Origin of the sequence: Sorangium sp. So ce385, from assembly GCF_051474135.1 — a bacterium.
GTDB lineage: Bacteria > Myxococcota_A > Polyangia > Polyangiales > Polyangiaceae > Sorangium > Sorangium cellulosum_D.
In genome coordinates this window covers 9,459,133-9,471,150 of the sequence record NZ_CP150337.1, presented here as the reverse complement: position 1 = coordinate 9,471,150, position 12,018 = coordinate 9,459,133, and the positions used below count along the sequence as shown (strand labels likewise).

General features: G+C 71.3%; 10 protein-coding genes and 13 tRNA genes. 20 read left to right on the top strand and 3 right to left on the bottom strand.

Annotated features, from left to right (window positions below; translation table 11 throughout):
* Positions 1–319: 319 nt before the first annotated feature.
* The 3 genes from WME83_RS34460 to WME83_RS34450 are packed head-to-tail and all read right to left on the bottom strand — an operon-like array spanning position 320 to position 1,426.
* The gene (locus WME83_RS34460; RefSeq protein ID WP_437313945.1) at positions 320–496 is read right to left on the bottom strand and encodes a hypothetical protein; all 177 of its coding nucleotides are present in this window, start codon (positions 494–496) and stop codon (positions 320–322) included.
* 40 nt (positions 497–536) lie between these two features.
* A complete protein-coding gene (locus WME83_RS34455; RefSeq protein WP_437313944.1) occupies positions 537–800 on the bottom strand; it encodes a hypothetical protein in 264 nt (87 codons plus the stop codon).
* The gene (locus WME83_RS34450) at positions 797–1,426 is read right to left on the bottom strand and encodes a hypothetical protein (protein WP_437313943.1); all 630 of its coding nucleotides are present in this window, start codon (positions 1,424–1,426) and stop codon (positions 797–799) included. The genes WME83_RS34455 and WME83_RS34450 overlap by 4 nt, the downstream gene beginning before the upstream one ends.
* A gap of 41 nt (positions 1,427–1,467) precedes the next feature.
* Between WME83_RS34450 and WME83_RS34445 the strand changes: the two genes are divergently transcribed.
* From WME83_RS34445 to WME83_RS34350, 20 genes are all read left to right on the top strand, one after another.
* Positions 1,468–3,132: a Ppx/GppA phosphatase family protein gene (locus WME83_RS34445; protein WP_437313942.1), complete on the top strand. Its 1,665-nt coding sequence runs from the start codon at positions 1,468–1,470 to the stop codon at positions 3,130–3,132.
* A gap of 190 nt (positions 3,133–3,322) precedes the next feature.
* Positions 3,323–4,813 carry a hypothetical protein gene (locus WME83_RS34440; protein WP_437313941.1) on the top strand — a complete coding sequence of 497 codons (1,491 nt, stop codon included), beginning with the start codon at positions 3,323–3,325 and terminating at the stop codon, positions 4,811–4,813.
* A 185-nt stretch (positions 4,814–4,998) separates the two neighbouring features.
* On the top strand, positions 4,999–5,373 hold the full coding sequence (locus WME83_RS34435) for a hypothetical protein (protein ID WP_020738635.1): 375 nt from the start codon (positions 4,999–5,001) through the stop codon (positions 5,371–5,373).
* Positions 5,374–5,552: 179 nt separating this feature from the next.
* Positions 5,553–6,632, top strand: a complete 1,080-nt coding sequence (locus WME83_RS34430) for a protoporphyrinogen/coproporphyrinogen oxidase (protein WP_437313940.1) — start codon at positions 5,553–5,555, stop codon at positions 6,630–6,632.
* A 403-nt stretch (positions 6,633–7,035) separates the two neighbouring features.
* A complete protein-coding gene (locus WME83_RS34425; RefSeq protein ID WP_437313939.1) occupies positions 7,036–7,212 on the top strand; it encodes a hypothetical protein in 177 nt (58 codons plus the stop codon).
* 486 nt (positions 7,213–7,698) lie between these two features.
* Positions 7,699–7,772: transfer RNA gene (locus WME83_RS34420), tRNA-Lys, on the top strand.
* A gap of 154 nt (positions 7,773–7,926) precedes the next feature.
* Positions 7,927–7,998 (top strand) — tRNA-Asn (locus WME83_RS34415).
* Between the two features lie 101 nt (positions 7,999–8,099).
* A tRNA-Pro gene (locus WME83_RS34410) sits at positions 8,100–8,172 on the top strand.
* A 12-nt stretch (positions 8,173–8,184) separates the two neighbouring features.
* A tRNA-His gene (locus tag WME83_RS34405) sits at positions 8,185–8,259 on the top strand.
* Between the two features lie 97 nt (positions 8,260–8,356).
* The gene (locus WME83_RS34400; protein WP_437313938.1) at positions 8,357–10,036 is read left to right on the top strand and encodes a TROVE domain-containing protein; all 1,680 of its coding nucleotides are present in this window, start codon (positions 8,357–8,359) and stop codon (positions 10,034–10,036) included.
* 184 nt (positions 10,037–10,220) lie between these two features.
* Positions 10,221–10,292: transfer RNA gene (locus WME83_RS34395), tRNA-Arg, on the top strand.
* Positions 10,293–10,368: 76 nt separating this feature from the next.
* Positions 10,369–10,489: transfer RNA gene (locus WME83_RS34390), tRNA-OTHER, on the top strand.
* A 7-nt stretch (positions 10,490–10,496) separates the two neighbouring features.
* Positions 10,497–10,568, top strand: a tRNA-Asp gene (locus WME83_RS34385).
* A 154-nt stretch (positions 10,569–10,722) separates the two neighbouring features.
* Positions 10,723–10,794 (top strand) — tRNA-Ala (locus WME83_RS34380).
* Positions 10,795–10,962: 168 nt separating this feature from the next.
* Positions 10,963–11,036, top strand: a tRNA-Gly gene (locus WME83_RS34375).
* 26 nt (positions 11,037–11,062) lie between these two features.
* Positions 11,063–11,136 (top strand) — tRNA-Pro (locus WME83_RS34370).
* 43 nt (positions 11,137–11,179) lie between these two features.
* Positions 11,180–11,253 (top strand) — tRNA-Pro (locus tag WME83_RS34365).
* Positions 11,254–11,268: 15 nt separating this feature from the next.
* Positions 11,269–11,350: transfer RNA gene (locus tag WME83_RS34360), tRNA-Leu, on the top strand.
* A gap of 4 nt (positions 11,351–11,354) precedes the next feature.
* Positions 11,355–11,427: transfer RNA gene (locus WME83_RS34355), tRNA-Leu, on the top strand.
* A gap of 60 nt (positions 11,428–11,487) precedes the next feature.
* Complete coding sequence (locus tag WME83_RS34350) at positions 11,488–12,006, top strand: HNH endonuclease (protein ID WP_437313937.1); 519 nt, start codon at positions 11,488–11,490, stop codon at positions 12,004–12,006.
* The last annotated feature ends 12 nt before the right edge of the window (positions 12,007–12,018 follow it).

Genomic DNA, 12,018 nt, shown 5'->3' with positions numbered 1-12,018 from the left:
GACGCGGAGAGGGGGTGTTCTCTTGGCTGCGTGGCAAGAGCCGCGCGGCGCCATCACGAAAAATGCAGGAAGCACGGGAAGGGCGGGCCGGCCGTCGCGTCGCGCAGGGGTGGTGCGGTCGTCGGGTCGCGCAGCCTCGGCGCGGCCGTGGCGCGGCGTGGGACGGCGCGACCGTCGCCGGGTGTGGGGACGGCGCGACCGCCGCCGCCTGGAGCGGACGAGGCTCGCGCCAGGGGATGGCTTCGTAAAATTAAAATGAAGGCGGAAAAGGAGCGCCGGGCGCCTGGGCCGCCGTCGGCCGGCGACCGCGGGTCGGAGCTCAGCTCTCGGCGGGGGCGGCCGTCTCGGCGCCGGCGATGAGCGGCGCGTACTGCGCGAGGAACTTGTTCCAGCGCTTGGCCTTGCGGCCGGGCTTGCGGGAGCTCTGGGAGCTCCTCTCCTGCTTCTGGGTGACCTTGAGGGTGAGGTGCTGGTGCTGGCGCGTAGGGCGATGCATGGCGGCGGATGCTGCTCGAAGGCGCCGCGCTGCGCAAGCCTCAACGCGACGGAAGCCGCGCCCGCTCGTCCCGCTCCGGCCCCAGGCGGCCGAAGCTGTGGATCCCGTAGATGAGGACGACGAGCGCGATCAGCGTGAGCCCCATGCCGGCGTCCGACGGCCCGACGCCGACGAGGGCGAGCCCGGCGACGAGGAGCATCCCCCCGCCGCCGAGCGCGCGGCGCGCGCGCGCCTCTTCCTCCGTCCGCTGCCCCCGGCGGCGCGTCGGGCGGCGCGCCGCCTCGCCCTGATCGACCGCGCTCACGGGAACTTCTGCGTCCGCGCGTAGGTGATGAAGTCCTGCACGTCGCGCGTCAGCTCGCGCTCGGCGGTGATCGTCGTGCGCTCGTGCGACTCGCCGACGAGGTCGTCGTAGAGGTAGTTCTGCTGGTAGAGGAGCACGACGCGGACGGCCCCGTCCGGCCCGCCGCGGACGATGCGCAGCTTCTCGTCCCGGCCGTTGGGCGGCGGGATCGCGGCGCCGAGCGCCTGGGCGTCCTCCTCGGTCACGTAGACGACGCCGTACGAGCGGTTCTGCACGCCGACGTCGACGCGGACCTTGCCCCCGCTGACGAGGTCGACCTCGCGCCCGAGCACCGGCCGCGCGCCCTCCTGCACCATCGCGCGGCGGATGACCTCGATCGCCCGGCGCTCGTCGAGGGCGCGCAACGGGTTCGGCGCGCGCGCTTCACCGCCGCCGCAGCCGGCGAGCGCGAGCGCCGCGGCCGCGATCCCCAGCGCGGTGCGCGCCGCCCCGCGCGCGCCGCCGAGGAGACGGCGCGCGCCCCGGGCCTCGCCGGGCGGGGCCTCGCGCGCTGAAGGCCGATGCTGAAGGGGACCGAGATGGCGGGCCCCCGACCCGCGTTGAAGCTTCCTCCACATGAGCGGCATGAGAGTAGCCAACCGCCCGGAGCTTCGCTACTTCTCCCGACATGGCGCGGCTCGCTGCCATCGACATTGGATCCAACGCCATCCGCCTCCGCATCGTCGACGTCGATCCTCCGGCGCTCGGGGCGTTCGGCGGCGGCCGGGAGCCGGCGCTCGCCGGGGGCCCGGCCGGGGCGCACGACGCGCCGCGCTTCCACCCGTTCCGCGACGTCCACGCGGACCGCGCTTCCGTGCGCCTCGGGCACGACGTGTTCACGAAGGGCCGGCTCGAGTCGGGGGTGATCGGCGCCGCCTGCGAGGCGCTCCGCCGCTTCCGCACGGCGATGGATGCGGCCAAGGTCGACCGCTACCGCGCCGTGGCGACGAGCGCCGCGCGCGAGGCCCAGAACGGCGACCTCTTCGTCGAGCGCGCGGCGCGCGAGGCCGGCGTCCACATCGAGGTCATCGAGGGCGTCGAGGAGGCGCGCCTGGTCCAGCTCGCCGTCCTGGAGCGCGTCGCGCTCGGCGACCGGACCGCGCTCCTCGTCGACATCGGCGGCGGCTCCACCGAGCTCACGCTGCTCCGCGGCCGCAGGGCGGTCTTCTCGCGCTCGCTCCCCGTGGGGACGGTGCGGATGGTCGAGACCTTCCTCGAGGATCGCCGTCCCGTCGACGCGGGGCACCGGCGGCTGGTCGAGGAGTACGTCGACCGCGTCATGGTCGACGCCACGCGCGAGATCGTGGAGCTGCTCGGCGAGGGCTCGGGCTCGGGGATCGATCTGCTCGTGGGCACGGGCGGCAACATCGAGACGCTCGCGGACCTCTGCCCCATGCCGGGCGCGCCGGTCGAGGGGCGGGCGATCGACGTGGCCGCGATGTCCCGCCTGCTCGACGAGCTGGTGTCGAAGACGCCCGAGGAGCGCGCGCAGATTTACGGCCTGCGCCCGGACCGCGCCGACACGATCGTCCCCGCCGCGACGATCCTGGGCCGCGTCGCCCAGTCGTTCGTGCAGCCGTTCATCGTCGCGCCGGGGGTCGGGCTGAAGGAGGGCGTGCTCGTCGACCTCGCCCACGCGCACTTCCTCGGGCCCGACTTCCGCGGCGAGGCGGCCGCCGTCAGCGACGCCTGCATCCGGCTCGGCCGCCGCTACCACTTCGACGAGCAGCACGGCGCGCTCGTGGCGCGCTTCGCCGAGCGGCTCTTCGACGACCTCGCGCCGCGCCACCGCCTCGGCCAGCGCGACCGGATCCTCCTGCGCGCGGCGGCCCTGCTCCACGACATCGGCGACTTCGTCCGCTACGAGGGGCACCACAAGCACAGCTATTACATCATCGCCCACAGCGACCTCATGGGGTTGACCCCGGAGGAGCGCGCGATCGTCGCCAACATCGCGCGCTACCACAGGAAGTCGCCGCCCAGCATGGACCACGACAACTTCCGCGCGCTCTCGCGCGACGCGCGCGCCAAGGTGAAGGCGATGGCGTCGATCCTCCGCATCGCCGACGCGCTCGATCGCGAGCACCGGGCGAAGGTCGCGGACGTGAGCGGCCGCATCGAGGAGGACACGTTGGTGCTCGAGGTGCAGGGCGCGGAGGACCGGGCGCTCGAGGAGTGGACCGTCGTCGCGAAGGCAGGGATGCTGCGCGACGCCCTCGGCCTGGACGTGCGGATGGTCGACGCCACGCCGAGATCGCACCCGCCGACCTCCGGCGCGACCTCCGGCGGCTGATCCGCGGAGCCGGCGCGGCCTCCGAAAAAATCGCCGCGGCGTTTGCGCGGAGCCCTGCGCGTCCCCATGTAGGTCAGCACGGGGGAAACTGTGCCTCCGGGAGGGAGCGCGGCGACGCCGTGCCACCGAGCGCGGCCGTGCCGCGAGCGAGGGCGGCAGCGCCGTCGCGGAGAACGAGGGCGAGCGACCGTTGACGCTGAAATCTCCAAAGCTGATGGAGGCCCGCCGCGCTGCCGGCGTCCTGGAGTCCGCCCTGCGCGGGCACACCGGCGATCTGACGCTCGCCGACGCTTCGGCGAGGAGCGGCTTGCCGCTGCGCGACGCCGAGAGCGGCCTGCACCTGCTCGTCAGCGAGTACCGCGGGCACCTCAAGGCGACGTCCGAAGGCGAGCTGCTCTTCCGTTTCCCGCACGGCTTCACCAAGCCGTGGGAGACCCGCACGCGGCTCGAGCGCGCGCTCGGGTTCGTCCTCCGCGGCGCCGCCGGCGTGGCCCGCTTCGTCGTGCGCGCGTGGATCGCGATCGTGCTGATCGCGTACGTCGTGATCTTCGTCGGGATCCTGATCGCCCAGCTGCTGGCGCGGTCGAGCAGCGACTCGCGCGATCACGGCAGCTTCTCCGGCTCGTTCGCGGGCTACGTCCTCTTCCGGATGGTCTTCGACGCGATCTTCTGGACGTTCCACCCCTTCTCGCCGTTCGTGTGGACGGCCGAGCCGCCTTGGTCCTCGTCCTCGTCGTACGAGCGCCGCGGGGCGTTCGGGCAGCCCAGGGACGAGACGCCGTTCTACGAGAAGGTCAACCGGTTCTTCTTCGGCCCGACGCCGGCGCCGCGCGATCCGCTGGAGAACGAGAAGCTCATCCTGGCCGAGATCCGCGCGCAGCGGGGCCGGATCGGGCTCGCCGACGTGATGCGCGTGACCGGGCTGTCGCGCGACGAGGCGGACCCGATGATGGCGCGGCTGATGCTCGACTACGACGGCACGGTCGACGTCTCGGAGGAGGGGGGGATCGTGTACCGGTTCGAGGCGATCCGGCGGACGGCGGCCGAGGCGCCGTCGCGGGCGCCGGCGCCGGTCTGGGCGAAGCGCGAGGAGCTGCCGCCGCTCACCGGCAACGGCCCGGGGGTGAACGCGCTCATCGTGGCGCTCAACGGGTTCAACCTGATGATGAGCCTCTACGCCCTCGGGGCGCACCTCACGCTGGACAACCTCGGTCTCCTGGCCCGCGGGGTGCCGATGGCGGAGCTGCCCGCCACGGGGACGGCGGTGGCGCTCGGGGTGGTGCCGCTCGTCTTCTCGCTCGCGCTCTTCGCGCTGCCGCTCGGCCGCGCGCTCCTGCGCCCGCTGAAGCGGCGGCGGCTCGCCCGGCGGAACGCCCGGCGGGCGGTGCTGCGGGCGATCCTCACCCGCATCGGCGCGCGGCAGGCCCGGGAGCCGATCACGGAGGCGGTGCTCCAGCGGGCCTGGCAGGACGCGGCCGGGGAGGCGCCGCGCTCGGACTCGGAGGAGATCACCCGCGAGGTGGTCGCGCTCGGGGGTGACGTGGACCTCGAGGCAGGCGACGGGATCCGGTACCGCTTTCCGGATCTGGAGACGGAGGCGAAGGCCCTCGAGGCCGAGCGGGAGGCCGCCTCCGAGGACGAGGCGCGCCCCGGGAAGGTGATCTTCTCGTCCGGCGCGTGAGCACCGTCTCGGGCGGTTTTGTTTCATCGAGGCGGTTGCCGACAAAGCGTCATTGTCGTGGGCGCGCGTACGGGGCCGTACCGCACGGATTCGCCGTTGATTGACGCGCTCTGGCTCAGACGTCTACGGTAGGTTTAATTTCGCTCATGTACTCCGTTGACAACAGAGCCGGTCGTCTCATCGAAGTGAGGCTGGCCTCACCGCTCCCGGCTGGCGAGGTCGACGCGTGCATCGCCAGGATCCAGGGCATCGTGACCCAGAACCGGCACGGGGCCGTGGTGTGCATCGAGCTGCTCCAGGTCGACGTGCTCGCGCCCGAGAGCGCGGAGAAGTTCCTGGAGATGATGCGGGTGCAGAACGCCACGGTGCATCGGACCGCCTACCTGCTGCCGGTGGCGAACGCGATCCTCGGGCTCCAGGTCGAGCGGCTCATCCGGGACGCGCACAACTCGAGCCGAAAGGCGTTTCGCGACACCACGTCGCTCGAGGCCTGGCTCGTCCCGGTGATGACGATGGTGGAGGCGCAGCAGCTCCGGAAGTTCCTGTCGCAGCTCGGCTGAGGCGCCGGCGAACATCGAGGAAAACGGGCCGTCGAGGAGGCTGGCCCGGCCGGCCGCGCGCCGGGCACAAAAGGCATCCTGTGGCGCGGCCCTGAAGCGCGCGATCCGGTGCAGTGGACCTCCGGGGGCGCGCGGCCGAGCGCGCCTCTCGGGGCGCCGCCGCGTGGTATACGGGGGCGATGCGACGCGTCGCCATCGTCGGAGGCGGTCTGGCCGGGTGCATCGTCGCGTTCAGGCGGGCGGCGGCGGGCGATCGGGTGACGCTCGTCGAGGCGGCGCCGCGGCTGGGCGGGCAGCTCTGGACCGAGCGGACCGCCGGTTTCGTGGTGGAGCACGGCGCCGAGGGGTTCATCGCGCGGAGCGAGGCGGTGCCCGCGCTGGCGGGCGCGCTCGGCATCGCCGGCGATCTCGTCGGCCAGGAGACGCACAGGTCGTTCGGCTTCGACGGCGCTGCGCTGCGGGAGCTCGCGCCGGGCGAGGCGGCGGCGTTCCTCGGCTTTCAGGTGCCGCGCGACGAGCTCGGCAAGGGGATCCGGACCTTCCGCCTCGGGATGGCGCAGCTGACCGAGACGCTCGCGCGCGCGCTCGCGAGCGACGGGTGCGTCGACGTGCGCACCTCCGCCGCGGTCGCCTCGCTCGAGCGGGCGGCCGGCGGCGGCTTCCGGCTCGCGCTCGCCGGCGGGGCCGAGGTCGACGCCGACGCGGTGGTGGTCGCCACCCACGCCGCCGGCGCGGCCGCGCTGCTCGGCGAGCCGGCGCGGCCGCTCTGCGACGCGGAGACGCTCTCCAGCGTGACCGTCTCGCTGGCCTACCCGCGCGCCGCGATCGATCACCCGCTCGACGGCACCGGCTTCGTGGTCGCCGCGGGGCACCAGGAGCACGGCTTCCGCGCGTGCACGTTCACGACCTCGAAGTTCGCCGAGCGCGCTCCCGCCGGCCATGTCGCGCTGCGCCTCTTCTTCCGCCCCGAGCCGGCGGACCTCGAGCAGATGGGCGACGACGCGTGGGCGGCGCGCGCCGAGGCCTCGCTCGCGCGGGTGCTGCGCGTGCGCGGGCCCGCCGAGCGCGCCTGGGTCTCGCGCTGGTCGAGCGCGCTCCCGGTCTCCACGCCCGCGCATGCGGCTCGGGTCCGCGAGGCCGAGCGGGCGCTCGCCGGCAGCGGCGTGCTCCTCGCCGGCTCGGCGTTCCACGGCTCCGGGATCGACGCGGCCGTGCGCTCCGCCGAGGCGGCCGCGGAGCGCGTCGGCGCCCTGCCGTGACGCCCCCGACCCGACGCGAGGAGGATGGGCGCCATGACCACACACCTCACCGGCAGCTTGCTGCGCGCCGATCGCGTCGGCCACGACGGGGGGAGGCGCCCGGCGAGGCGACGACCGAGGTAAGGCCGCGTGGTGGTCTCGGGGGCCGGGCGCAATGAGCGATTCCGGATCGAGGCCGTTGTCCGATAGGGCACGAGGTGTGCATTGCGCAGCTGCCTTCCGCCGCCCTCGGCAACTCCAGGGCAATCGCCGTCGATCCGCGGTATTTCCCGATTGCGCCGACCGGCGCTGGGGTCCTGCGAGCCCTTGTCTCGAAGGCGAAGAAAAAAGAATCGACTCGAACAACTTTTCTGTTGCGCGGCCCCTTCAAGGGGAGTACTCATTCGGCACACAGGGATTCGTTATGTTCAGCCGCCGCGACAACATGCAGCTCATCGCCAACCAGCCCAAGGCGGGGACGCCTGAAGCGATCGTGGCATGGGACCATCTGCTGGGTGGCGATTCCTTGGCGCACGATCACGGCTACTCCTGCGGCATCCGCCCGTCGCGGAAGCTCGGTAACCCGGAGAATAGCGCCTAGAGGCAGCTAAGCACGCGTCGATCGACGACGTTCGCGAAGGCCGCCTCGGGAAACCCAGGCGGCCTTCGGCGTTTTGGGGTTCGTGAGCCGTAGGTCCGATGTGGACTGCAGGCCTGTCGTGGGCCGTAGCTGCCTTGTGGGCCTCAGGCCTGCTGTGGGGCGCGGGCGATAGGCTCGTCGAGGAGAGGGATTGTCTTGCTTGTTGCGCGCGTGCGAGGCCGCCGCGCGCTGCGGCGGGGGATTGCGCCCATGGAAAGGAGGCGCGGTAGAGAATGCGCTGGAAGCATTCGATTGGATAGCGAATGACATTCGGGGGGCAGGATGCGCGCTCGCGAGGGCGCGATGGGGATTCGTGTGCGTCGGCGCTGGGCGCGGTAGAGCTCGAGCGGCCATAGGTCGCCGTCTCTTCCAGCCCGGAGGCTCGAGCTCTTCAGATCGTGACGGCCTGCCGGCGCGGCAGGCGATGCGGAGGTGCGTCCTCCGCGCGGACCCGTAGCTCAGCTGGATAGAGCAGCCGCTTCTTAAGCGGACGGTTGGAGGTTCGATTCCTCCCGGGTCCACCCGGCGCACCGCTCGGCATTCCATGCCGGCGGGGCGCGCCGTGAGAGCGCAGAGATCGTCGAAGCGCTCTGATGGATCCCTTTGCGGAGGGGTCGCTCGTTCTGTGACAACCAGGATGTGCAATGTAGATGGAGGCGCGCTGCGCTTCCATGTTCCGGTGTAGCTCAATGGTAGAGCGCCCGCTTGTTAAGCGGTGGGTTGGAGGTTCGATCCCTCCCGCCGGAGCCGCGCCCCCGGCGCTCGGAGGCAGGTCCCGCCTCGCTCACGCGAGGCCCGGGCCCGCCGCCGGCCGGAGGCGCATCGGCGCCTGCCGCGAGCAGGCGCTCCGGGATGTAGCCCAGTGGAAGGGCGCCTCATTGGGTGTGAGGAGATCCGCCGGTTCGAATCCGGCCATCCCGACGATAGCTTGCGTGGGTGTTGCTCTTCTGGTGAAGAGGGCAGGTTGTGACCCTGCGGAGACGGGTTCGATCCCCGTACGCCCACCCAGGACGGGTCGATCGCGCTCGGTTATCTTTGGGAGATCCTCCGAGCGCGCCGCTTATCCGTCCTCTTTTGCCCGGGCTCTCGGGCCGGAGGTGGTGTCATGGCCAATTATCTGAAGCACTTCGCCGCGCTGGTCACCCCGCAGCGGCGGAAGGCCCGCGCCGATCAGGTGCAGAACAGCGCCGGTGGCTTCGCCTTCGCCCTGGACGAGTGGGCGAGGCTCGACCGCTGGCTGATCCTCGGCGCGGAGGGGGGAACCTACTACGCGACCGAGCGGAAGCTCACCGTGGAGAACGCCCGCGCCGTCGAGGCCTGCCTCGCCGCGGACGGGCCCCGCGCCGTGCAGCGCATCGTCGACGTCAGCGGCTCGGGGCGAGCGCCGAAGAACGCGCCTGCGATCTTCGCGCTCGCCATGGCCTCTGCCGACCCGAAGCTCGAGACCCGGAAGGCCGCGCTCGCGGCCTTGCCCGAGGTGTGCCGCACGGGGACGGACCTCTTCCACTTCGCTCGCGACGTGCAGGGGTTCCGCAAGTGGGGCCGCGGGCTCCGGTCCGCCGTCGCTGCGTGGTACAACGGCAAGCCCGCCGACAAGGTCGCGTATCAGGCGATCAAGTACCAGCAGCGCGACGGCTTCAGCCACCGCGATCTCCTGCGGCTCGCGCATCCTGTCGCGTCGACCCCGCAGCACGACGCCCTTTACCGCTGGATCGTCGGCGGCATCGAGGCGCTCGGCAAGGAGTCGGCGCGCGGCAAGGCGCTGCCCGTCGGGGAGCTGCCGGACGCGGTGCGCGCGTTCGAGTCGCTCCGCGCGGCGACGAACCGGAAGCAGGTCACGGCGCTGATCCGACAGCACCGCTTCACGCACGAGATGCTCCAGACCGAGTGGAAGAACGACCCCGCGGTGTGGGAGGCGCTGCTCGAGCACATGCCCCAGACGGCGCTCATCCGGAACCTGGGGAAGATGACCGCGATCGGCCTGCTCGCGCCCATGAGCGACGCGTCCCGCAGGGTGGCGCAACAGCTCACCGACGCCGGCCGCCTGAAGGCGGCGCGGGTCCACCCCGTCGCCGTGCTCTCGGCCCTCAAGGTCTATGAGCAGGGCCACGGCGAGCGCGCTCGCCGGCGCGAGAACGCGCTCGCGTGGACCCCGGTCCGCGAGATCGTCGACGCGCTGAACGAGGCGTTCTACCTCGCGTTCCGGTCGGTCGAGCCGACCAGGAAGAAGCACCTCCTGGCGCTCGACATCTCCGGATCCATGACCAGCGGCTCTATCGCTGGCGTCCCTGGCCTGACGCCGCGCGTGGCGAGCGCGGCCATGGCCATGGCGACGGCGCGGATCGAGCGTGAGTACAGCGTGGTCGGCTTCTCGGCGGCGTCGGGCGGGTACGGCGGCAAGTGGGGCGGGGGAGCTCCCGGCCTCCTGCCGCTCTCGATCTCGCCGGAGCAGCGGCTCGACGACGTGCTGCGCGCGGTGGAGGGCCTCCCCTTCGGCGGCACCGACTGTGCTCTGCCGATGATCTGGGCGAAGCGGAACCGGGTGGAGGTCGATTCGTTCGTCATCTACACGGACAACGAGACCTGGGCGGGCGGCGTTCACCCGTTTCAGGCGCTCAGGGAGTACCGGCAAACGATGGGCCGACCGGCGAAGCTGATCGTCGTCGGGTTGACGTCGACCGGCTTTTCGATCGCCGACCCCACGGACCCCGGCATGCTCGATGTCGTGGGGTTCGACGGGGCGGCCCCCCAGGTGATGGCGGATTTCACCCGGGGTGTCTCGTGACAGACAGCGTTACGGACGGGCTCCGCCGGCCCGTCCGTCCGACGCCGGGGCGCCGCGCGAGCGCCCCTCCTGCGGGACGCCGCCATGATGGATGGCACCTGTTCTTCATGCTTTGCCCGGGCTCGCCCGGGCCGTCGAAGGACAGTTCTCGTGGTTCGACTCCAGCGTCCCGCTCCCAGGAGCTGCCCCCGAGCCCGATCGGATAGGGGCCGGCCTACGAAGCCGGTCGATGCGGGTTCGAGTCCCGCCGGGGGCGCCGGGATCCCGCCCTCCGTCGTTCGCTCCATTGCCCGACCCGGGCCGAAGGACGACGGTTCTCGGATCCCGACCTTGCCGCTGTAGCTCAGCCTGGTAGAGCACCTATGCCGTTCTCCGCCCGCTTGCCCGACCCGGGCCGAAGGAGGACGGTTACCGTAACCTAGGATGTCGCGGGTTCGAATCCCGCCGGCGGCGCCGCGTTGCCCTCGTATGCATCTGGTGAAGCAGCCTGATTGTCGATCAGGTGAGGGGAGTTCGATCCTCCTCGGGGGCGCCTCGGGAGCTCTCCAGAGCTCCTGCGATACGACTCGATTCCTTCATGCCCGGCTCCCTCCAAAAAGAGCGAGCTCGGTCCAAAGAAACCGACAGCTCGCTGTCCAATGCACAAGGAGATGACGATGAAGATCTGACGCGATGATCGCTGGTCCGGGGTGATAGTTCAACCGGGAGAACACTGCCCTCGCACGGCAGGGATCGAGGTTCGACCCCTCGTCGCTCCACCGGACGGGCCGAAGCTCGTGGGTTACCATACCTGTTCTGTGTGCCCCCACGGCGTCTCTTGCCCGTCCGTTCGTCTCGTCGCCGAGGCGGGCCGCCGGCCGGCGTGCCGCACTTCGTGCGGGCGCGCGCGGCGCCCGGCGGCCCGCCTCCTTTTTTCGTCGTAACCTGCGGTGGTAGCTCAAAGGTAGAGTGCGAGCGTGCCAAGCTCGCGACGGGAGTTCGATTCTCCTCCACCGCTCCATCCCTGTGCTGCGCAACGACAGATTTCTGGGTGTGGCTCAACCTGGTAGAGCACCGGCTTCGGGTGCCGGGGACTGGGGGTTCGAATCCCCCCACCCAGACCGCGGAGAGGCGAAGCCTCGCCGCGACGCGCGACGGAGATCCCTGGGTGTGGCTCAACCTGGTAGAGCACCGGCTCGGGGAGCCGGGGGCTGGAGGTTCGAATCCTCTCACCCAGACCGCGGCGCGCGGACGTCACCGTGACGGAACGGCATACGTGGCAGGCTGAGATCCTGCGCCCTTCGGGGTATGTGGGTTCGAGTCCCACCGGTGACACCCTGCCCGGGTGGCGAAACGGCAAACGCTGCTGGCTTAGACCCAGCCTACTGGGGGTTCGACTCCCTCCCCGGGCACCGATCGCACGTGACCTGGAGCGACATCATGAAGAGAAAGAGACGCTAACGAGGTGGGCCATGACCGCGCAGACGCTGCTTTTGACGCCATGGATGGTGCCCCATAAGGTCATCCCGTGGCAGACCGCTGTCACGATGAGCTTCCTGGGCAAGGTGGAGATCATCGAGGAGTACGACGACGTCATCCGGTCGCCGTCGCTTTCCATCAAGGCGCCCGCGGTGGCGCGGCTGAAGCGGCCGACGCTTGGGATGAAGCGCGGCGTGAAGTTCTCGAGGATCAACGTCCTGCTGCGCGACGGCTTCCGCTGTCAGTACTGCGGCGTGAAGAAGGAGGCACGCGAGCTCAACTATGACCACGTCATCCCGCGCGTGCAGGGCGGTAAGACCGTCTGGGACAACATCGTGGCCTCGTGTTACGCGTGCAACACGATGAAGCGGGGCCGGACGCCGGAGCAGGCCGGCATGAAGCTGCTCCGCGCCCCGGTGAAGCCGAAGTGGCTGCCCCCGGCGCCCGTTCTGGGCCTGAGCGAGCGGCGTATCCCGGAGGTGTGGGCAGGCTACTGCGCGAGCGCGGGATGACCCGAGCCCAGC